Source organism: Allobranchiibius sp. GilTou38, from assembly GCF_017565325.1.
Lineage (GTDB): Bacteria > Actinomycetota > Actinomycetes > Actinomycetales > Dermatophilaceae > Allobranchiibius > Allobranchiibius huperziae.
Map to the genome: position 1 here is coordinate 154,678 of NZ_JAGEKN010000008.1, position 20,021 is coordinate 174,698.

Annotated in this window: 21 protein-coding genes; 14 read left to right on the forward strand and 7 right to left on the reverse strand. The window is 69.5% G+C overall.

The annotated features are described in order from the left end of the window. Positions 1 to 6 precede the first annotated feature (6 nt). The 10 genes from glyA to atpD all read left to right on the forward strand — a co-directional run bounded on the left by glyA (position 7) and on the right by atpD (position 9,982). Positions 7 to 1,296, forward strand: a complete 1,290-nt coding sequence (gene glyA, locus JOB34_RS12270) for a serine hydroxymethyltransferase (protein WP_208052989.1) — start codon at positions 7 to 9, stop codon at positions 1,294 to 1,296. A 29-nt stretch (positions 1,297 to 1,325) separates the two neighbouring features. Further along, the gene (locus JOB34_RS12275; RefSeq protein ID WP_208052990.1) at positions 1,326 to 2,426 is read left to right on the forward strand and encodes an MraY family glycosyltransferase; all 1,101 of its coding nucleotides are present in this window, start codon (positions 1,326 to 1,328) and stop codon (positions 2,424 to 2,426) included. 200 nt (positions 2,427 to 2,626) lie between these two features. Then, complete coding sequence (locus tag JOB34_RS12280; protein WP_208052991.1) at positions 2,627 to 3,022, forward strand: hypothetical protein; 396 nt, start codon at positions 2,627 to 2,629, stop codon at positions 3,020 to 3,022. Between the two features lie 166 nt (positions 3,023 to 3,188). After that, entirely contained in the window at positions 3,189 to 4,007 is an 819-nt protein-coding gene (gene atpB / locus JOB34_RS12285) for a F0F1 ATP synthase subunit A (RefSeq protein WP_208052992.1), read from the forward strand. 70 nt (positions 4,008 to 4,077) lie between these two features. Beyond that, positions 4,078 to 4,284 (forward strand): ATP synthase F0 subunit C, encoded by a 207-nt coding sequence (atpE, locus tag JOB34_RS12290; RefSeq protein ID WP_179482036.1) that lies wholly within the window; start codon positions 4,078 to 4,080, stop codon positions 4,282 to 4,284. A 61-nt stretch (positions 4,285 to 4,345) separates the two neighbouring features. Then, on the forward strand, positions 4,346 to 4,945 hold the full coding sequence (locus JOB34_RS12295; protein ID WP_343048524.1) for a F0F1 ATP synthase subunit B: 600 nt from the start codon (positions 4,346 to 4,348) through the stop codon (positions 4,943 to 4,945). Continuing rightward, positions 4,945 to 5,757, forward strand: coding sequence for a F0F1 ATP synthase subunit delta (locus tag JOB34_RS12300; protein ID WP_179482034.1), 813 nt, complete (start codon positions 4,945 to 4,947; stop codon positions 5,755 to 5,757). The genes JOB34_RS12295 and JOB34_RS12300 overlap by 1 nt, the downstream gene beginning before the upstream one ends. Positions 5,758 to 5,842: 85 nt before the next feature. After that, entirely contained in the window at positions 5,843 to 7,492 is a 1,650-nt protein-coding gene (atpA, locus tag JOB34_RS12305; protein WP_208052993.1) for a F0F1 ATP synthase subunit alpha, read from the forward strand. A gap of 72 nt (positions 7,493 to 7,564) precedes the next feature. Further along, positions 7,565 to 8,473: a F0F1 ATP synthase subunit gamma gene (locus JOB34_RS12310; protein ID WP_208052994.1), complete on the forward strand. Its 909-nt coding sequence runs from the start codon at positions 7,565 to 7,567 to the stop codon at positions 8,471 to 8,473. 24 nt (positions 8,474 to 8,497) lie between these two features. Next, entirely contained in the window at positions 8,498 to 9,982 is a 1,485-nt protein-coding gene (gene atpD / locus JOB34_RS12315) for a F0F1 ATP synthase subunit beta (RefSeq protein ID WP_208052995.1), read from the forward strand. 237 nt (positions 9,983 to 10,219) lie between these two features. Here atpD and JOB34_RS12320 read toward each other — a convergent pair whose 3' ends face one another. From JOB34_RS12320 to JOB34_RS12330, 3 genes are read right to left on the reverse strand one after another with little or no spacing between them, the layout of a single operon-like run. After that, entirely contained in the window at positions 10,220 to 11,053 is an 834-nt protein-coding gene (locus tag JOB34_RS12320) for a hypothetical protein (protein WP_208052996.1), read from the reverse strand. A 7-nt stretch (positions 11,054 to 11,060) separates the two neighbouring features. Further along, the gene (locus JOB34_RS12325; RefSeq protein ID WP_208052997.1) at positions 11,061 to 11,780 is read right to left on the reverse strand and encodes a glutamine amidotransferase; all 720 of its coding nucleotides are present in this window, start codon (positions 11,778 to 11,780) and stop codon (positions 11,061 to 11,063) included. Continuing rightward, positions 11,780 to 13,066, reverse strand: a complete 1,287-nt coding sequence (locus JOB34_RS12330) for a Mur ligase family protein (RefSeq protein ID WP_208053088.1) — start codon at positions 13,064 to 13,066, stop codon at positions 11,780 to 11,782. The genes JOB34_RS12325 and JOB34_RS12330 overlap by 1 nt, the downstream gene beginning before the upstream one ends. A 245-nt stretch (positions 13,067 to 13,311) precedes the next feature. On the opposite strand from JOB34_RS12330, the gene JOB34_RS12335 reads away from it, so the two are divergent. The 3 genes from JOB34_RS12335 to JOB34_RS12345 are packed head-to-tail and all read left to right on the forward strand — an operon-like array spanning position 13,312 to position 15,366. Continuing rightward, on the forward strand, positions 13,312 to 13,578 hold the full coding sequence (locus JOB34_RS12335) for a F0F1 ATP synthase subunit epsilon (RefSeq protein WP_179482021.1): 267 nt from the start codon (positions 13,312 to 13,314) through the stop codon (positions 13,576 to 13,578). A gap of 37 nt (positions 13,579 to 13,615) precedes the next feature. After that, on the forward strand, positions 13,616 to 14,056 hold the full coding sequence (locus JOB34_RS12340; RefSeq protein WP_208052998.1) for a DUF2550 family protein: 441 nt from the start codon (positions 13,616 to 13,618) through the stop codon (positions 14,054 to 14,056). Between the two features lie 2 nt (positions 14,057 to 14,058). Then, entirely contained in the window at positions 14,059 to 15,366 is a 1,308-nt protein-coding gene (locus tag JOB34_RS12345) for an alpha-amylase family glycosyl hydrolase (RefSeq protein WP_208052999.1), read from the forward strand. A 90-nt stretch (positions 15,367 to 15,456) separates the two neighbouring features. On the opposite strand, the gene JOB34_RS12350 is transcribed toward JOB34_RS12345, so the two are convergent. The 4 genes from JOB34_RS12350 to nucS all read right to left on the reverse strand — a co-directional run bounded on the left by JOB34_RS12350 (position 15,457) and on the right by nucS (position 18,386). Further along, the gene (locus JOB34_RS12350) at positions 15,457 to 16,065 is read right to left on the reverse strand and encodes a cob(I)yrinic acid a,c-diamide adenosyltransferase (protein WP_208053000.1); all 609 of its coding nucleotides are present in this window, start codon (positions 16,063 to 16,065) and stop codon (positions 15,457 to 15,459) included. A gap of 113 nt (positions 16,066 to 16,178) precedes the next feature. Next, entirely contained in the window at positions 16,179 to 17,228 is a 1,050-nt protein-coding gene (locus JOB34_RS12355) for a gamma-glutamyltransferase (protein WP_347813850.1), read from the reverse strand. Then, positions 17,192 to 17,686 carry a gamma-glutamyltransferase gene (locus JOB34_RS18150; RefSeq protein WP_347813851.1) on the reverse strand — a complete coding sequence of 165 codons (495 nt, stop codon included), beginning with the start codon at positions 17,684 to 17,686 and terminating at the stop codon, positions 17,192 to 17,194. The genes JOB34_RS12355 and JOB34_RS18150 overlap by 37 nt, the downstream gene beginning before the upstream one ends. 4 nt (positions 17,687 to 17,690) lie before the next feature. Continuing rightward, the gene (nucS, locus tag JOB34_RS12360; protein ID WP_179482013.1) at positions 17,691 to 18,386 is read right to left on the reverse strand and encodes an endonuclease NucS; all 696 of its coding nucleotides are present in this window, start codon (positions 18,384 to 18,386) and stop codon (positions 17,691 to 17,693) included. Positions 18,387 to 18,430: 44 nt separating this feature from the next. Here nucS and JOB34_RS12365 point away from each other — a divergent pair, with 44 nt between their 5' ends. Then, positions 18,431 to 20,020, forward strand: a complete 1,590-nt coding sequence (locus JOB34_RS12365) for a 3-hydroxybutyryl-CoA dehydrogenase (protein WP_208053001.1) — start codon at positions 18,431 to 18,433, stop codon at positions 20,018 to 20,020. Position 20,021 lies beyond the last annotated feature (1 nt).

The following is a 20,021-nucleotide window of genomic DNA, read 5'->3' on the forward strand; positions in this document are numbered from 1 at the left end:
GACCCGATGACCGCTTCGCCCACGCCCTTCTACGGCTCCGATTTCGACGCCCTCGCCGCGTTCGACCCCGAGATCTCGGGGGTGCTGCTGTCCGAGCTGGACCGGCTGCGCAGCGGCCTGCAGCTGATCGCCAGCGAGAACATGTCCAGCCCCGCGGTGCTCACCGCGCTGGGCTCGACACTGTCCAACAAGTACGCCGAGGGCTACCCCGGCCGCCGCTACTACGGCGGGTGCTCGGAGGTCGACAAGGCCGAGAACCTGGCGATCGAGCGGTGCAAGAGCCTGTTCGACGCCGAGCACGCCAACGTCCAGGCCCACTCCGGCGCGAGCGCCAACCAGGCCGTCTACGGCGCGTTCCTCAAGCCCGGCGAGACCATCCTCGGCATGTCGCTGCCGATGGGCGGGCACCTCACGCACGGCACGAAGGTCAGCTTCTCCGGCAAGTGGTTCAACGCCGTCGGCTACGGCGTGGAGAAGGAGTCGGAGAACATCGACTACGCCGAGGTCGAGGCGCTCGCCAAGGAGCACCGGCCCAAGGTGATCCTCGCCGGTGGATCGGCCATCCCGCGGCTCATCGACTTTAAGTTCTTCCGCAACCTGGCCGACGAGATCGGCGCGATCTTCTGGGTCGACGCCGCGCACTTCATCGGCCTGGTCGCCGGAAAGGCGATCCCTTCGCCCGTCCCGTACGCCGACGTGGTCACCTTCACCACCCACAAGGTGCTGCGCGGTCCGCGCTCCGGTGCGCTCGTCTGCAAGGCCGAGCACGCGGCGAAGCTGGACAAGGCCGTCTTCCCGATGATGCAGGGCGGGCCGCAGATGCACACGATCGCGGCCAAGGCGGTCAACTTCAAGGAGTGCGCGACGCCTGAGTACGCCGCGTACGCCCGCCAGGTCATCGAGAACGCGCAGCAGTTGGCGACGTCGCTGGGGGAGAAGGAGATCCGTCCCACCACCGGCGGCACCGACACCCACCTGTCCCTGCACGATCTGCAGGGCGTGCAGGTGACCGGTGCGCAGGCGGAGGAGCGGGCGGACGCCGCCGGCATCGTGCTCAACAAGAACGCGATCCCGTTCGACCCGCAGAAGCCCAACGTCGCCTCCGGCATCCGCGTCGGCAGCCCCAGCGTCACGACGCAGGGGATGGGCACCTCCGAGATGGTGCAGATCGCCGACCTGATCCACCGGGCCATCACCCAGACCGACGGTGACCCCGACCACCCGGTCGCCAAGGACGTCCGCGCCGAGGTCACCGACCTCGTGGGCCGCTTCCCGGCGTATCCCCGGCCGGCCTAGGGCTTCGGCCGGACCAGCCCCGTCTCCCAGTGCGTGAATACCTGCTCGTCGCGGTCATCGCCGGGGTCGTCACCTACCTGACGACACCGGCGATCCGCTGGCTGGCGGTGCGGTTCGGCGCCGTCACCCCGGTGCGCGGGCGTGATGTGCACTCGGTGCCGATCCCGCGACTCGGCGGGGTCGGGATGCTCCTCGGTTTCGCGGCCGCGGTGCTCATCGCGAGTCGGCTGCGCCACGCGTCGAGCCTTCTGCACGGCGCGAACCATCAGGTGGTGGCCGTCCTCATCGCGGCCGCGTTCATCACCGCGGTGGGTGCCATCGACGACTTCCGCGAGCTGGACCCGTTGACCAAGTTCGCCGGGCAGCTGATCGCCGCGGGGGTGATGGCGTTCGGAGGCGTGCAGCTGTCCGCGCTGCCGACCGGCGATTCCTACACGATCCTGCCGCAGCCGATCCTCATCCTGCTCACCTTCGTGATCGTCATCGCGATGACCAACGCGGTGAACTTCGCCGACGGGCTGGACGGGTTGGCCGCGGGATTCGTGGCCATCGCAGCGGTCGCGTTCTTCCTGTGGGCCTATCAAGTCGCGCACGTCTACCTGAACCCCTCCGACAGCGTCTTCAGCGCCTCGGCCTTCGTCTCGGCGGTGACGGCGGGGTGCTGCCTCGGCTTCCTGCCGCACAACTTCTTCCCGGCGCGCCTCTTCATGGGGGATGCCGGTGCCTTGCTGCTCGGGCTGCTGCTGTCGGCCTCGACCATCACGTTCACCGGGGCCCTGCAGCCCAGTCAGGTGAAGTCGCAGTCGGCGGCGTTCTGGGTGCCGATCGCCCTCCCGGTGGCGATCCTCGCCCTGCCGGTCCTGGATGTGATCCTCGCGGTGCGCCGACGGGGACTGCGGTTCTGGAAGCCGGACCGCGGGCACCTGCACCACAAGATGCTCGACATCGGCCACTCCCACCGCCGCGCCGTGCTGCTGCTCTACCTCTGGTCGGCCTCGCTCGCACTGGGGGTGCTGATGTTCACGTACGTGTCGACGGCGTGGGCGTTGTCGGCCCTCGTCGTCCTCATCGCGATCAGCGCGGGACTGACCCGTTGGCTCCCGAGGTGGAAGCGCGGCAGGAGCTTGTGATAGTTTTCACAAAGTAGCCGAACGGCTATTTTGCCCCTTCGCGTGACGCCCCGGGAGACCGATGCGGACGCCCACGATCCGGCAGGAGAGCGAGCCCAATGACGGACTCAGTGCCTTCTCAGCCCTCCCCGCCTTCTCAGCCGTCGCCTGACTCCGCACCGGCGCCAGCCCAGCGGGCCCAGCCGTCACCCTTCGACACCATGCTGAGGACGGCGTTCCTGCCCAGCCTCGGGGCAGGCGTCGTGACCGCCGTCGTGGCATGGATCGTGGCCGGTGGCCGAGCCGGTCTGTCCGCAGCTTTCGGGGCCGCCCTGGCCCTGATCTTCTTCGCAGCCGGTCTGCTGGTGATGCGTAAGGTCATCGACGTGAACGCGGTGGCCCTGATGGCCGCGGCGATGGCCGTCTTCTTCGGCCAGTTGATCCTCGTGCTCCTGGTCATGCTGGCCGCGACCACAGTGCTCGATCTGCAAGCCCTGCCGACGATGATCGGCGTCGTGGTGGTCGTCCTGGTATGGCAGATCTTCCAGGTGCTGGGATTCGTGCGCAGCCGCCGACCGGTCTACGACCCGCCGTCCGCCGGTGGTGAAGTGACGTGAATGACGGTCGACGGGGTCGGGTAGTCTGGGCGCCGGATTTCGCGCTGAAAGGCGCGTCCGTGAGCCACCACCGTCCACCGCCACCACGGTGCGTGCTGTCAATCGCATCAGAAGGTGGCACCACAAGCTGGACAGTTGCTGAATCCATGACGACGAAGGAGACCCTGTGAGCGCGACACTCGCTGCCGCGGCCGCCCCCCACGCAGCGGTCGTCGCAGACGGCGGGTTCAAGGCTCCCGGCGTCGCCGACCTCTGGCAGCCGCTCGTCGGCAACGGCGCGTTCGCTTTCACCCGCCCCGCCCTGGTCCTCCTCCTCTCGGTGGGCCTGCTCGGCTGGTTCTTCGTCGCCGTCAGCCGCAAGCTGGAGGTCGTCCCGAGCAAGCGGCAGTTCAAGGCTGAACTGGTCTACGGGTTCGTGCGCGACACCATCGGTCGCGACGTCATCGGCAGCAAGGACTTCCGGCGCTTCCTGCCTCTGCTGTTCACTCTCTTCACCGTCATCCTGGTCAACAATCTGGCGGGAATCATCCCGTTCGTGCAGTTCCCGACGTTCAGCCGCATCGCATTCCCGATCGTGGCCGCACTCATCGTCTATGTCTGCTACCACGTGGTGGGTGTCCGTGCGAAGGGCGGTGTATGGCCCTACCTGAAGTCGATCATGCCGCCGGGAATCCCCGGGTGGATCGGCTGGTTCGTCTACATCCTGGAACTGGTGACGTTCTTCATCACCCGACCCCTGACTCTCGCTCTGCGACTCTTCGGCAACATGCTGGCCGGTCACCTGCTGCTGCTGGTGTTCACCGTCGGCGGGGAGTACATGCTGCTGCACGGAGGCAACATCGGCATCCGGGGCGCCGGCGTGGTGTCCTTCCTCTTCACCATCGTGATGACGCTCTTCGAGCTGGTCATCGAATTCCTGCAGGCCTTCATCTTCACCATGCTGGCGGCCATCTACATCGCCGGCGCACTGGCCGAAGAGCACTGAGGCAGCACCAGACTTCTCATACGTCCGACGTGTCGACATCCGAGTCGACTCGCCAACGAAAGGAAACACAATGAAGGGCAGTCTCTCGATCGTCGGCTACGGCCTCTCCGCGATCGGCCCCGGGATCGGCATCGGCCTGATCTTCGCGGCATACATCAACGGTGTCGCCCGTCAGCCGGAGGTCCGCGGTCAGCTGCAGACCATCGCCTTCATCGGCTTCGCACTGGCCGAGGCGCTCGCCCTGCTCGGTCTGGTCTTCGGCTTCGTCTTCACCTGATCTGGACGAACACCTCGACGTACGTCAATCAAGCCCGACCCGCGGACAGAAGGACTAAGCCGTGCACATACCAACGCAGGTCACTGCGGAGAGCCCATGGGCCGAAGCCGGTCACGTGATCATTCCGCACTATGCGGAGTTGATCATCGGGATCATCGCGTTCGCGGTCATCTACGCCCTCTACGCCAAGTTCGTCGTGCCGCGTCTGGAGCAGATGTACGACGAGCGCACCGCCGCGATCGAGGGCGGGATGGCACAGGCCGAGGAAGCGCAGGCCCAGGCCGCCGCTGCCAAGGAGAAGTACGAGGAGCAGCTGACGCACGCTCGTGCGGAGGCCTCGCGCATCCGCGAAGAGGCCAAGGCGCAGGGCGCGACGATCATCGCCGAGGCCCGGGAGCAGGCAGGCACGGAGGCCGAGCGGATCGTGGCCTCTGCGCACAAGCAGACCGAGGCCGAGCGTCAGCAGGCGTCGGTGCAGTTGCGCAACGAGGTCGGGACCATCTCGACCAACCTCGCCAGCCGCATCGTCGGTGAGTCCCTCGACGACGAGACCCGTCGCCGCGGGATCGTCGACCGCTTCCTGGCGGACCTGGAGTCCGGCGACGTCAGGCCGGAGAAGGTCGGGTCCACCGGCACGTCGGACGCCGAGGCGGGCAACTGATGGATGGCAGTTCGCGGGCGTCGTACGTTGCCGTACGGGGCACGCTGCGCGAGCAGCTCTCGGACGGGGCCGACGCGGGCGCCGTCGGTGAGCAGCTCTTCGCTGTGACCTCGGTGCTCGACAGCAGCGCCTCGCTGCGGCGTGCGCTCGCCGACCCGTCGGCGACGGATGACGCCAAGGCCGGTCTCGCCGACCGTCTCTTCGGCGGCAAGGTGGGCGACCAGACCCTCGCCGTCGTCCGGGCCCTCGCGAACACGCGGTGGGCTGCCGAGCGCGATCTGGCCGACGCCGCGGACGGACTCGCCGTCGAGGCGGTCCTGACCGGCGCCGACCGCGCGGGACGGATCGACCAGGTCGAGGACGAGCTCTTCCGCTTCGAGCGGATCGTGGCGGGCAACCCCGAGCTGCGCGACGCGATGACCGATTCGCAGCGCAGCGGCGAGGACAAGAGCGGCCTCGTGCGCACCCTGCTCGACGGCAAGGTCGCACCCGAGACCGAGCTGCTGGCGCGCCAGGCCGCCGACCATCCCCGTGGCCGGCGTTACGAGCGGGTGCTGGACTCCTACGTCGCGACGGCGGCACGGCTGCGCGAGCAGCTGACCGCCACCGCGTTCGTCGCCCACCCCCTCGACGAGGACCACCGGGAGCGGCTGGCGCGTGCGCTGACGCAGATCTACCGCCGCGAGGTGCAGGTCAACGTCATCGTCGACCCGCAGGTCGTCGGCGGCGTCCGGGTGCAGGTCGGTGACGAGGTCATCGACGGCAGCCTCGCGAATCGACTGGACGAAGCCCGACGGTTGATGTCGAGCTGATGCACGCAGGCCGGCGTACGCCGGTCACCTTGAACCGACAGCCCATGCTTGACCGGCCGCAGCGGCCGACACGAAGGAGAAGAAGATGACGGAGCTCTCGATCCGCGCAGACGAGATCCGGGACGCCCTGGAGGGATACGTCTCCTCCTACGAGCCCGGCGCCGCCGCGCGCGAAGAGGTCGGCCGGGTGAGCGACGCCAGCGACGGCATCGCCCACGTGGAGGGCCTTCCCTCGGCCATGACCAACGAGCTGCTCCGCTTCGAGGACGGCACCCTGGGTCTGGCCTTGAACCTCGACGTGCACGAGATCGGCGTCGTCGTCCTCGGCGAGTTCGACGGCATCGAGGAGGGCCAGGAGGTCAAGCGGACCGGCGAGGTGCTCTCCGTGCCCGTCGGCGACGCGTTCCTCGGTCGGGTCATCGACCCGCTCGGTCACCCCATCGACGGTCTGGGCGACATCAAGCCCGACGCGCGCCGCGCCCTGGAGCTGCAGGCGCCGACCGTCGTGCAGCGCAAGTCGGTGCACCAGCCGCTCATGACCGGTATCAAGGCCATCGACGCGATGACCCCGATCGGCCGCGGCCAGCGTCAGCTGATCATCGGCGACCGCAAGACCGGCAAGACCGCGATCGCGACCGACACGATCATCAACCAGAAGGCCAACTGGGAGTCCGGCGACCCGGAGAAGCAGGTCCGCTGCATCTACGTCGCCATCGGCCAGAAGAACTCCACCGTCGCCGAGGTCCGCGGCGCCCTGGAGGAGGCCGGAGCGATGGAGTACACGACCATCGTCAACGCCTCCGCGGGTGAGCCGGCCGGCTTCAAGTACCTCGCGCCGTACACCGGCTCGGCCATCGGCCAGCACTGGATGTACGACGGCAAGCACGTCCTCATCGTCTTCGACGACCTGTCCAAGCAGGCCGAGGCCTACCGCGCCGTGTCGCTGCTGCTGCGTCGCCCGCCGGGCCGCGAGGCCTACCCCGGCGACGTGTTCTACCTGCACAGCCGTCTGCTGGAGCGTTGCGCCAAGCTGTCCGACGAGCTGGGCGCCGGGTCGATGACCGGTCTGCCGATCATCGAGACCAAGGCCGGTGACGTCTCGGCGTACATCCCGACCAACGTCATCTCGATCACCGACGGTCAGATCTACCTGCAGGCCGACCTGTTCAACTCCAACCAGCGTCCCGCCGTGGACGTCGGTGTGTCCGTCTCCCGCGTCGGTGGCGCGGCCATGACCAAGGCCCTCAAGGCCGTCACCGGTTCGATCAAGGTCGACCTCGCGCAGTACCGCGAGATGCAGGCCTTCGCGATGTTCGCCTCCGACCTGGACGCTGCCTCGCGCCGTCAGCTGGCCCGCGGTGAGCGGCTCATGCAGCTCTTCCGCCAGCCGCAGAACGCGCCGTACCCCCTGGAGGACCAGGTCGTCAGCATCTGGGCCGGCACGACCGGTCAGATCGACGACATCGAGCCGGAGGACATCGGCCGCTTCGAGCGGGAGTTCCTGGAGTACCTGCGCCGCGAGGACAAGGGCACCCTGGACTCGATCCGCGAGACGCAGAAGTTCGACGACGACAGCCGCAGCGCGCTGGAGTCGGCCGTCAAGAAGTTCAAGCAGCAGTTCGAGCCCACCGCCAAGAAGGGCGACTCCGGCCCCGGCGCCGAGTCGCACGACGAGATCGACAGCAACGAGGTCGACCAGGCGAAGATCGCCCGGCAGAAGAGCAAGCAGGACTGAGCGGGCGCCCCGGTACGCGCGTACCGGGGCATCCCCACTCTCGTTCTCGATCACCACAACGGAAGGGCACTCATGGCAGGGCAAATGCGGGTCTACCGACAGCGCATCCGCTCGGTGCAGTCCACCAAGAAGATCACCCGCGCGATGGAGCTCATCGCGGCGTCCCGGGTGGTCAAAGCGCGTCAGGCCGTCAACAAGTCGACCCCGTACGCGCTGGCACTGACCCGTGCGTGCTCGGCCGTGGCGACCCACTCCAACACCGACCACGTGCTCACCACCGAGCGGGACGACCCCAAGAACGCGGGCGTCGTCATCTTCACCAGCGACCGCGGTCTCGCGGGCGCATACTCGGTGAACGCGCTGAAGAAGAGCGCCGAGCTCGTGGAGAAGCTCACGAACGAGGGCAAGCAGGTCTCCCCGTACCTGCTCGGCCGCAAGGCGATCGGCTACTACCGGTTCCGCCGTCGTGAGGCGACCAAGACCTGGGAGGGCTTCTCCGACAGCCCCACCTTCGAGGTGGCCCGCGAGATCGGCGAGCGCGTCGTGGAGGACTTCCGCAAGGGAGCCGAGAACGGCGGCATCGACGAGGTGCACCTGGTCTACACGCGCTTCCAGAACATGGTCGTGCAGGAGCCGGTGGTGCTGCGACTGCTGCCGCTGGAGATCAGCGACTCCGACGACGTCGATGGCGATGGTCAGGCGGATGCCGTCGCGCCGCTGTACGAGTTCGAGCCCAGCCCCGAACAGGTTCTCGACGCGTTGCTGCCGAAGTACGTCACGGCACGCATCTTCAACGCGCTGCTGCAGTCGGCCGCCTCCGAGCTGGCCGCCCGCCAGCGCGCGATGAAGTCCGCGACCGACAACGCCGAGGAACTCATCAAGACCTACTCCCGCCTCGCCAATCAGGCGCGCCAGGCGGAGATCACCCAAGAGATCAGCGAGATCGTTGGCGGGGCCAGCGCGCTCGAAGACGCCAGCTGACCCGGCTACGACGAAGGACTGAACATGAGCACAGTTGCCACCCCAGAGAAGGACCAGACCGCCCGCGAGGCGGGCGGCGTCGGCCGGATCGCCCGCGTCATCGGACCCGTCGTCGACGTGGAGTTCTCGGTCGACTCGATGCCCGAGATCTACAACCTGCTGACCCTCGAGGTCGACCTCACCGGCGAGAACATCGAGGGCGAGGGCAAGACCCACGTCAACCTCGAGGTCGCGCAGCACATCGGCGACAACATGGTCCGCGCGATCTCGTTGCAGCCGACCGACGGCGTCGTGCGCGGCGCCCCGGTGCAGGACACCGGCGGCCCGATCAGCGTGCCCGTCGGCGACGTCACCCTCGGCAAGGTCTTCAACGCCACCGGTGACTGCCTGAACCTCAAGGACGGCGAGACGCTCGACATCAAGGAGCGCTGGGGCATCCACCGCCGCTCGCCGGCGTTCGACCAGCTGGAGTCCAAGACCCAGATGTTCGAGACCGGCATCAAGGTCATCGACCTGCTCACGCCGTACGTGCAGGGCGGGAAGATCGGCCTCTTCGGTGGCGCCGGTGTCGGCAAGACCGTGCTGATCCAGGAGATGATCGCCCGCGTCGCCCGCGACCACGGTGGTGTCTCGGTGTTCGCCGGTGTCGGTGAGCGCACCCGTGAGGGCAACGACCTGATGGTCGAGATGGAGGAGGCCGGCGTGCTCGGCCAGACCGCCCTCGTCTTCGGCCAGATGGACGAGCCGCCGGGCACGCGTCTGCGCGTGGCCCTGTCGGCGCTGACGATGGCGGAGTACTTCCGCGACGAGCAGAACCAAGACGTGCTGCTCTTCATCGACAACATCTTCCGGTTCACCCAGGCCGGTTCCGAGGTCTCCACGCTGCTCGGCCGGATGCCGTCCGCGGTGGGTTACCAGCCGACGCTGGCCGACGAGATGGGTGTGCTGCAGGAGCGCATCACCTCCACCCGCGGCCACTCGATCACCTCCATGCAGGCGATCTACGTGCCGGCCGACGACTACACCGACCCGGCGCCCGCCACGACGTTCGCGCACCTGGACGCCACGACCGAGCTCTCGCGTGACATCGCCTCGATGGGCATCTACCCCGCGGTGGACCCGTTGAGCTCCAGCTCGCGCATCCTGGACCCGCGCTACATCGAGCAGGACCACTACGACACGGCCGTCCGGATCAAGGGGATCCTGCAGCGCAACCGCGAACTGCAGGACATCATCGCGATCCTCGGTATCGACGAGTTGTCTGAAGAGGACAAGGTGCTGGTCAACCGGGCCCGCCGGATCCAGCGCTTCCTGTCCCAGAACACCTACGTCGCCAAGCAGTTCACCGGCATCGAGGGTTCGACCGTGCCGCTCTCGGAGACGATCGAGGGCTTCACCAAGATCGCCGACGGCGACTACGACGACACTCCCGAGCAGGCGTTCTTCATGTGCGGTGGCCTCGAGGACGTCGAGCGCCGCGCGAAGGAACTGCACGAGCAGGGCGACTGATCGCTTCGGTCCCACCCGTTTCATCCAGAACGGCCACCCGGCACACCCGGGTGGCCGTTCCGGCGTTCGGGTCTGTGTAGGCCGCGCCGCGTACGGGGTCGAGGTGGGGGTTTCTGCGTCTGTGACCAGAGCTGCAGCACTGGCCACCAACGCAAACCGGGGGCACCGACGCAGACTGTCCGCCGAGGACGCACATCGGCACACCCCGTCGACGCGCGATGGGCGGGGGCGGGCCGGTCAGCCGGGGTCGGGCTCGGCGCGGCTAGCCAGCGCGACGCAACTGCCGAGGGTGACCGCGAACCCGAGCACCGCGACGATCGCCAGGTGCCGGCGTACGTCGTCGCCCAGGAAGGCGAGCCCGATCGCGGCCGGCAGCACGGTCTCGATGGCGAAGGTGACGGCGGCCACCGTGGTTGTACGGCCGCGGTCGAGCGCGAGCCCGTAACAGACGGTGGCGAGCACGCCGTGCGCGACGAGTGCCCAGAACGTCACTTCGCCGAGCAGCCGCCACCAGTCGTGGGGGATGAACAGGATGCGCGCTGCCACGCCCACCATCCCGAAGCCGGCGCCGGCCGCCGCGGCCAGCGTGAGCGCCGACGACCCGGCGTCGCGTACCGCCCACCAGCCCGTAGCGATCACCGCCGCGACCACCGCCGCGGCCGCCAGCAGCATCCACCCGGCGAGATGACCGACGTGCTTGGCCGGCCCCTCGTGAGCACTCACCGCCAGGAACGCAAGACCGAGCACCACCCCGACCAGCGCGCCGATCTCCCTGCCGCGCAAGCGGACTCCGAGGAAGAGCACGGCGAGCACCGCGGTGAAGGCCACCGATGAGGCCACCGCCGACTCGACCAGGAACAGCGGCAGGGTCCGCAGCGCGGCGGCGGAGAAGACGAAACCCAGGCCGTCGAGCAGCAACCCCCAGAAGTACATCGAGGCACCCGGCACGCGGGCGCGCCACCCCGGGTCGGACGGCAGTGCGGAGAGCCGACGTACGCCGATCGCCTGCAGGATGGTCGCGGCGCCGTACGCGATCGCCGCAGCGAGCGCACCGAGCAGGCTGAGCGTCACGGGGTCGTCAGCGAGGGCGTGACATGGCCACGCGGCGGGCCTCGTCGGCGTAGCGGTCGTCGACCAGGCCGGGGGAGAACTCGCCGTGACGGTTGCCGACGGCTTGTGCGAGCAGCCGGTCCGCGAGCCGCGGGTTCTTCGGGAGCACCGACCCGTGCAGGTACGTGCCGAGCACGTTGCGGTGCCGCGCGCCCTCGGTGCCGTCCTCGCCGTTGTTTCCCGCGCCCTGTACGACGGTCGCGAGCGGCTGGGCGCCCGCACCGAGGTAGGTCTTGCCGCTGTGGTTCTCGTAGCCCACGAGTTCGCCGACATCGGGGTGGCGGGTGGTGATGTTGCCGATGAGACGGGTGGTGCCGCCGACGGTGTGCACGTCGAGGAGACCGATGCCGGGCAGCCGCCGCCCGACGGCAGTGTCGAAGTGGTGGCCGAAGAGCTGGTAGAGCCCGCACACCACGAGCATCGGCACATCGGCCTCGGCCAGATCGTGCAGGCGCGGGCCGATCTTCTGCAGGTCGTCCACGATGACGATCTGCCCGCTGTCCTGCCCGCCGCCGCCGACGATGAGGTCGACGTCGTCCGGGAAGGCGTCGCCGGGGTTGTAGTCCAGCACCTCCGGGTCGTACCCGTGCCAGGCCAGGCGCTGCTTCAGCACCAGGGTGTTGCCCCAGTCGCCGTAGATGTTCATGTCCCGCGGGTAGAGCTGCAGGATGCGGACCGGCCTGCTCATCACGCGACCACCTTGTCCAGAGCGCCCTTGGTGCCGAGCACCTTTCGGATGGCCAGCATGGCCGTGTAGGTGCAGTAGATACGCTTGTCCTGCCCCGTTGTCGAGCGCAGGAACTCCTCGACCGCGCGCTCCGGATCGGGCGTCACCACCCCGACCGGCACGTCGTCGTACTGCAGGCGCAGCGCCATGTCGTACGCGCGCACGCCGGCGACCGTGGTGACCCCGCCCGCGCGCAACGACGCGAAGTCGACATCCCAGAGCCAGCTCATGTCGCGTCCGTCGGCGTAGTTGTCGTTGATCGCGATCATGGTCGCGGTGTCGGCCGGGTCGTACGACGAGAGCGCGAGCCGGAATCCCGCCGGGTTCTTCACCAGCACCATCGCGCAGGTCTGCCCGTCGATCTGCAGGGTCTCCCCGCGGCCGAACGCCGGGCGCACCTTCGACAGCGCCTCCAACATCTGCGGCTCGCGCAGGTCGCCGCCGAGGACCGCCCGCGTGAGCGCGATGGCGGCCGTCGCGTTGAGCACGTTGTAGACGCCGGTCAGCATCAGGTGCGCGCTGTGACTGCCGCCCGCGTAGGAGATGTCCGCCCGGTCGCCCTCGAAGGAGTCCAGCTGGGTGTCGTCGACGTAGGTCGCGGGGGCCGGGTGGGGCGCGCCCTCCGAGCCGCCGTACAGGTTGTCGTCGGAGGGGAAGCTCGCGGACAGCGCGGCGCTCGTGCCGTAGCTGCGCAGCGTCGGGCCGGTGATGCCCTCGGCGAAGACCTGCGCACCGAGTCGGGGGTCGTCGCGGTTGACCACGACGGCCTCGGTCGTGGCGCGGGCGATCGACTGCAGCATCCGGGCGGTGTGATCGATCTCACCGAACCGGTCGAGCTGGTCACGCATCACGTTGAGCAGCAGGCAGTAACGCGGTGCGATCTCCTTGACGAAGTGCACCGCGTGCGCCTCGTCGAGCTCCAGCACCGCGATGTCGGCCGGCAGGTGACCGCGGACGTCGACCGCGCCGAGCAGGGCCGCCGCGACGCCGCGGACGAAGTTGCTGCCGGTGCGGTTGGTGAAGACCCGAAGGCCTTGCGATTCCAGCAGGTCCACCACGATCTTGGTGGTGGTGGTCTTGCCGTTGGTGCCGCTGACGACGACCACCCCGCGGGGCAGGGTGGCGAGCACGCGGCGGACGTACGACGGGTCGAGACGCTCGACGAAGAGGCCGGGGAAGGCCGAGCCTCCACCGCGCGCGAGGGCTGCGCGACGGACGACCTTGCCGAGCACGGTGGTCACTGGGATCGGCACCCGGCGATGGTATCCGCCCGGGGGCGCCGGCCCGGGGACAGGCCGACTGGAATCCGGCGGGTACCCGGTAGGCTTGGCGGGTCCGACAGACCCGGCCGGCGCCGTGCGACACCCCGCATCCCGGCGCCCGACCTAGTGCGGTACGTACGAAGTTGCTTGACAGTCGCTCCGCGCCTGATAAGCAGCTTCGCGCGTATCCGCATCGGTTCTGTTTCTGATTCACCACAAGGAGTAGCACCGTGGCCCCACTCGACGTCCAACTTGTCGCCGCCGACCGTCTGGTCTGGGAGGGCGAGGCGAACGGGGTGAGCGCCCGCACCACCGAGGGTGAGCTCGGAATCCTGCCCGGCCACGCACCGCTGCTGTCGGTGCTCGTCGACGGCGAGGTGCGCATCGACCCCGCCGACGGTCAGCGTCGGGTCGCCAAGATCGACGGTGGTTTCGTCTCGGTCGACAACGACAAGGTGACGGTCGTCGCCGAGACCGTCGACGCCTCCGACTTCTGAGCTGACGGCGTATCGGTAGAGCAGGGCGCCCGGTCCCGTGAGCAAGAGCTTCCTGCACTCCAGTGAGCTGGTCGCGTTCGGTCTGGGTGTCCTGCTGGCCCTGATCGCGGCGGCAGTCGTCGCGTTCGTGCTGCGCAACCGATCGATCGGGCGCGGTCACACGGCATACCTGGTGGCGGTGCAGAAGGGCCCGCACTTCCGCCTCGGCCAGGCTCAGGTGTCGGCCTCGAGCGTGCGCTGGTACGGCATGCGCAGCATGTCGGTGCGCCCTTCGCAGGTATGGCGGCGCGGTGATCTCGAGCTGGGTCCGCCGCGGCCCGCCCCCAAGAGCTCCTCGATGGTGCTGACCGATCCGGTGCGGGTCACCTGTCGCATCGACGACCGGACCTTCGAGATCGCGATGAACAACGCCGACTACACGGCGTTGCGCTCCTGGTCGGAGTCGGCGCCGCCCGGCATCCACGCCGACGTCGCGTGAGAGTGACCGAGCCCGACTGGGTGCAGCACGTCGTCTGGTGGCAGGTCTACCCCCTCGGGGTGGCCGGCGCCGACACGACCGGGGCGTCCCGGTCGCCGACACCGGCGCTCACGCGGATCGGCGACTGGCTCGACTACGCGGTCTCCCTCGGGGCATCCGGGATGGCTCTGGGACCGGTGTTCGCCTCGAGTACGCACGGCTACGACACCATCGACTACCGGCGGATCGACGACCGGCTCGGCACCGACGCGGACTTCGACGCCCTCGTGCAGGCGGCACACGCACGCGGCGTGCGGGTGCTGCTGGACGGGGTCTTCAACCACGTCGGGCGCGAGCACCCCGCCTTCCAGGACGTGCTCGCCCACGGCGCCGACTCGGCGTACGCCGGGTGGTTTCGGCTGCGCTGGCCCTCCGGCACGGACGGCCCGCCGGAGTACGACGACTTCGAGGGCCACTCCCAGCTGGTCGCCCTGGACCACTCCTCGTCGGCCGTCGTCGAGATGGTGACCGACGTGATGCGGCACTGGCTGGACCGCGGTGCGGACGGCTGGCGGCTGGACGCGGCGTACGCGGTGCCGCCCGCCTTCTGGTCGCGGGTGCTGCCCGCCGTGAGGGAGAGCCACCCCGACGCGTACATCGTGGGGGAGGTGATCCACGGCGACTACGCGGGCATCGTGAGCGAGTCCGGGATGGACTCGCTCACCCAGTACGAGCTGTGGAAGGCCATCTGGAGCTCGATGCACGACGGCAACCTCTTCGAGCTGGCCGCCGCGCTGCAGCGGCACGACGACTTCCTCGACGCCTTCGTGCCGCTGACCTTCGTCGGCAACCACGACGTCACCCGCATCGCCAGCCAGATCACCGACGAGCGTCACGTCGCGCATGCCGTGGTCGTCCTGCTGACCGTAGGTGGCACACCGAGCATCTACTACGGCGACGAGCAGGCGTTCCGCGGCGTGAAGCAGGAGCGCGTCGGGGGCGACGACGAGATCCGCCCGTCACTTCCCCCGGACCCGGACGAGCTGTCACCGTTGGGGGAGCCCACGCTGCGGCTGCACCAGGAGCTGATCGGGCTGCGCCGGCGCCATCCGTGGCTGCACACCGCACACACCTCGGTGGTCGAACTCGCCAACGCGACGATGGTCTACGACGTGAGCGGCGACGGTGGCGAACGACTGCGCATCGCGCTCAACCTGAGCGACGACGGCTACGGGGTCGACGCGGACGGGCTGTCGCTGCAAGCGGGTTCGGCGTCCGGTGCCGGCGACCGCCTCACCGTCGACCCGCACGGCTGGGCCGTCCTCGACTGATCCGCCTCCGTCGAGTGTCATACATGTGTGTCCAGTGGCGCACTCCTGCGGGGTGCACCCGAAACATTCGTATGCCACTCGGCTGGATGGTCAGCGACCGCCGCCGGGCTTCCACTGCACGTCGCCGCCGTGGTCGAGATTAGCGGTGCGGGCGGCGAGGAAGAGCAGGTCCGAGAGGCGGTTGAGGTAGCGCGCGGTGAGCGGGTTGACCCCGCCGGGCTCGCCGGTGCCCGCGGGAGCCTCGCCGTCGCCGTACTCGGCGATCGCGGCCCAGGTGGAGCGTTCGGCGCGCCGGGCGACGGTGCGCGCGAGGTGCAGGTGGGCTGCTCCGACCGATCCGCCGGGCAGGATGAAGGAGCGCAGCGTCTCCAGCTCCTCGTTGAGCCGGTCGCAGTCGGCCTCCAGCTCATCGACCCAGGCTGCCTGAACGCGCAACGGCGGGTGCTCCGGGTCGGCCACGAGCGGCGTACACAGGTCGGCGCCCACGTCGAAGAGGTCGTTCTGGATGCGACGCAGCATCGTGGTGAGGTCCGCGCGCAGCTCACCCGCCGCGACCGCCACGCCGATGCAGGAGTTGGCCTCGTCGACGTCGGCGAACGCGACCAGGCGCGGATCGTTCTTGCCGGTGCGGCTGAAGTCGCCGAGCGAGGTGCTGCCGTCGTCGCCGGTGCGGGTGTAGATCCTGCTGAGGATGACCATGGCCCGATCCTCTCAGGGCTCGGTGCCGCTGCGCTGCCGACGGTGGCACAGGTAGGTCCGAGAGCCACAGGCCGACCGGTGGCTGTCGGCGTTACCTGCGCCGGGGTGGGCGGTCAGCCGACGGCGGTCGCCGCCGCGCGGCGTGGATCGGCCGCCGCGAAGAGCGTCCCGTCACCCGAGCGGTACGCCGCCCCCACCCCGCCGAAGTACATGGCGCGGGGCGGGTGCGCCACGGCATCCCGACCGACCAGAGCCGCCTCGATGGCGGGGTCGGGCTCGTGCTGCACGACCTCGCGGTCGCCGACGAGCTGCACGTGCAGCCGCGGTGCGTCGATGCCCTCCTGCAGGTCGGCGTCGGCCAGGCAGTAGCGCCCCATCACCTGCATGAGCGCCGAGGTGATCCGGTCGGCGCCCGGACTGCCGATGGCGAGCAGACCCCCGTCGTCGCTGCGCGCCGTGGTCGGCGCCATGTTGGAGGCGATGCGGGTGCCGGGCGGCAGGGCGTGCAGTCCGAGACGGTTCAGCTCCGGCTCGCCCAGGCAGTTGTTCAGGACGAGTCCGGTGCCGGGCACCGTGACGCCGGAGGAGTATCCGGCCGACGAGGTGATCGCGCACGCGGTGCCGGTCGCGTCGACCACGGACACCTGCACGGTGTCACCGCTGGTCGACAGGGCGGCGCGCGCATCGTCGGTGGCACCGTTCAGCAGTGCGGTGCCGGCGGCCGCCAGGTCGACGGCGGTGTCCAGGTGCGCCTCCCGGTAGCGCAGCACCCGGGTCTGTACGTCGATCAGCGCAGCGGGGTCGGTGCCGGTCTCGGCCAGCATCCGCAGCATGGTGGTGAGCACCGGACCGCCGATGGACGGGGGCGGGTTGGTGGCGATGTCCCAGCGGCCGAGGCGGGTGCGGTTCGCGGGGCGGGCCGTCGCGGTGTACGCCGCGAGGTCGGCCCTGGTCAGCAGACCGCCCTCGCGCTGGACGTGCTCGGCGACCGCGTCGGCCAGGTCGCCGTCGTACAGCGTCGAGAATCCCCGCCGGCCGATCGTTTCGAGGGTGTCCGCGAGGTCGGAGTTGGTCATCGTGTCGCCCGGGCCGAGCGGCGCCCCGTCCTGGAAGTGTGCCTCGCGCGTCACCGGGTCGAAGGCGTAGAGCGGGTCGCCGACCAACTGCAGATAGCTGCCGGCCGCGAGCCGAGCTCGAACCCGTCGCGTGCAGCGGCGACCGCGGGTGCGAGCACATCCGCCAGGGAGGCCTGACCGAACCGCTCCCGTGCCAGTGCGAAGGCCGCGAACGATCCCGGAGTGGCAGCGGATCCGGCGCCGCCGTAGACGGTGATGCCGCCGGCGTAGTTCAGCGACATCTCCCGCAGCCCCTCGCCGAAGCGTTCTCGGGGAAGGCCGTGCCCCGGCATCTCGCAGTTGCCGTCGATCACGACAGGGGAGCCGTCGGCGGCCCAGACGTTGACGAACGCACCGCCGAGCGCGCTGACGATGCCCGGCTCGGTCACGTAGGCCACCATCACCGCGGCGATCGCGGCGTCCACGGCGCTTCCTCCGGCGTGTGCGACGGCGAGCGCCGCATCGGTCGCCAGCCTGCTGGGAGCGGCGACCGCGATGCTCGTCATACGGTCAGAAGAGCCGGGTGGTCGCGTCGTCGATGCCACGCAGCGCGTCGTAATCCAAAGTGACGCAACGAATTCCGCGATCCTGCGCGAGTACGCGCGCCTGAGGCTTGATCTGCTGGGCGGCGAACACCCCGCTCACCGGGTGCAGGTGCGGGTCGCGGTTCAGCAGCTCCAGGTAACGGGTGAGCTGCTCGACCCCGTCGATGTCGCCGCGGCGTTTGATCTCGACGGCGACCGTGGCGCCGCCCGCGTCGCGACACACGATGTCCACCGGGCCGATGGCCGTGGGGTATTCGCGGCGCACCAGGGAGTAGCCGTCGCCGAGGGTGTGGATGTGCTCGGCGAGCAGTGCCTGCAGCTGCGCCTCGACGCCGTCCTTGACCAGGCCCGGGTCGATCCCCAGGTCGTGAGAGGAGTCGTGCAGCACCTCGTGGATCAGCACGCGCAGGCGGTCCTCGGACTTGGCGTGCTGCACCGACCAGGTCATCACCACGCCGGTCTCGCGCTCGTCCTCGGTGGGCTCCACCTGCGCCATCGCGCAGGGCGGGGACATCCAGTTGAGCGGTTTGTAGGAACCACCGTCGCTGTGCACCAGCACCGAACCGTCGGCCTTGACCATGAGCAGCCGGGTTGCCAGAGGCAGATGGGCGGTCAGTCTTCCGGTGTAATCCACGCTGCAGCGGGCGATGACGACGCGCACGACCGGCAGCCTAACCGCAGTGGGCGGTCTGGGAGACTGCGCGCATGACGGGCGAGATCGCGCAGGTAGGGGTTATCGGACTGGGCACCATGGGAGCCGGCATCGTTGAGGTCTTCGCTCGCGCGGGATTGCGTGTCGTCGGCGTCGACGGCAGCCAGGAGCTCGCCGACCGCGGACGCGGCTTCCTGGAGTCCTCGACCGGCCGGGCCGTCTCGCGCGGCCGGCTGGCGGAGAGCGCGCAGCAGGAGATCCTCGACAGGGTCACGTGGACCGCCGAGTACGACGCGCTCGCCGACTGCGACCTGGTCATCGAAGCCGTCCCCGAGCGGCTCGACATCAAGACCGCGATCCTCACCAAGCTGGACGGCGTGGTGCGCCCGGACACCGTCCTCGCGTCCAATACCTCCAGCCTGTCGCTCACCGAGATCGCGGCCGCCACAGCGCGTCCCGAGCGAGTCGTTGGCATGCACTTCTTCAACCCCGCGCCCGTGCTGAAGCTCGTCGAGGTCATCACCACCGTGCTGAGCGACGACGCCGTGGTCGAGCGCGTCCGCGATCTGGCCGAGCGGCTGGGCAAGAAACCCGTCGTCGTACGCGACCGCGCGGGCTTCGTCGCCAACGCGCTCCTGATCACCTACCTGGCACGCGCGATCCGCACGTACGAGACCGGGCATATCAGCCGTGAGGACCTGGACGACGCCGGGCGTGTCGGTGTCGGCTTCCCGATGGGGCCGCTGACGCTGTCCGACCTGATCGGACTCGACGTGGTCAAGGAGGTCTGCGACGTGCTCTACGCCGCCACGCACGACCCGTCGGCGGCACCGCCCGCCCTGCTGCAGCAACTGGTCGCCGCCGGGCGGCTCGGACGCAAGACCGGCTCCGGCTTCTACGACTATGAGAAGGCCGGCTCCGGCACCGTGACACCCGCCGCAGCGCCGGACGACGTGAAGCCCGCGGCACAAGTGGTCGTGGTCGGCGAGTCCGCAGCGGCGTCCGACCTCGCCGGGCAGATCGGCGGCGGAGGCGCCTCCTCGGTGGAGTGGGTGAGCACCGCCGGCGCCCGCGACTCGCTCGCCGGGGTCGACGTCGTGATCCTCGCCAGCGACACCAGCCCCGACTGGGTCGCCGAACTGCTGGCCACGATGGACTCCGGCGCGACGCTGGCCGTCGCGTCGCCGGGCGGTGCTGCGGCGACGCCGGCCGCCTCCGGCGGCGTCACCGTGGTGGCCCTTCGCGTGCACCCGGCGACCAAGGGTGGGCGCCTCGCCGAGGTCCTGCGCTCGACGGGTGCCCCGCAGGTCGCGACGTTGCGCGCGACGTTGTCCGCTGCCGGCTTCGTCGTGGTCGGCGGCCGGTTGCGTGCAGGGGGAGTCGTCGACGCCCTGCTCTACCCGCACCTCAACGACGCGGTGCGGATGCTGGACTCCGGCTACGCCACCGCCGCCGACATCGACACCGCGATGACCGCCGGATGCGGTTACCCCGAGGGCCCGCTGGCGATGATCGACCGGATCGGTCCGGCGCAGGTCGCCGCAGTCCTCACCACGATGCGGGACGAGACGGGCGAGGTGGGATTGACCCCTTCGCCGCTGCTGCGCGAGGCTACCGCCGCCGGCCAGCCGCTGCACGGCTGAG

Excerpts from the sequence above, each read along its gene's own strand:
- JOB34_RS18150 (WP_347813851.1), bottom strand. The coding sequence starts at position 17,686 with ATGACGAGCATCGCGGTCGCCGCTCCCAGCAGGCTGGCGACCGATGCG.
- JOB34_RS12325 (WP_208052997.1), bottom strand. The coding sequence starts at position 11,780 with ATGAGCAGGCCGGTCCGCATCCTGCAGCTCTACCCGCGGGACATGAAC.
- atpA (WP_208052993.1), top strand. The coding sequence starts at position 5,843 with ATGACGGAGCTCTCGATCCGCGCAGACGAGATCCGGGACGCCCTGGAG.
- atpD (WP_208052995.1), top strand. The coding sequence starts at position 8,498 with ATGAGCACAGTTGCCACCCCAGAGAAGGACCAGACCGCCCGCGAGGCG.
- atpE (WP_179482036.1), top strand. The coding sequence starts at position 4,078 with ATGAAGGGCAGTCTCTCGATCGTCGGCTACGGCCTCTCCGCGATCGGC.
- JOB34_RS12350 (WP_208053000.1), bottom strand. The coding sequence starts at position 16,065 with ATGGTCATCCTCAGCAGGATCTACACCCGCACCGGCGACGACGGCAGC.
- JOB34_RS12310 (WP_208052994.1), top strand. The coding sequence starts at position 7,565 with ATGGCAGGGCAAATGCGGGTCTACCGACAGCGCATCCGCTCGGTGCAG.
- glyA (WP_208052989.1), top strand. The coding sequence starts at position 7 with ATGACCGCTTCGCCCACGCCCTTCTACGGCTCCGATTTCGACGCCCTC.
- JOB34_RS12365 (WP_208053001.1), top strand. The coding sequence starts at position 18,431 with ATGACGGGCGAGATCGCGCAGGTAGGGGTTATCGGACTGGGCACCATG.
- JOB34_RS12300 (WP_179482034.1), top strand. The coding sequence starts at position 4,945 with ATGGATGGCAGTTCGCGGGCGTCGTACGTTGCCGTACGGGGCACGCTG.
- JOB34_RS12280 (WP_208052991.1), top strand. The coding sequence starts at position 2,627 with ATGCTGAGGACGGCGTTCCTGCCCAGCCTCGGGGCAGGCGTCGTGACC.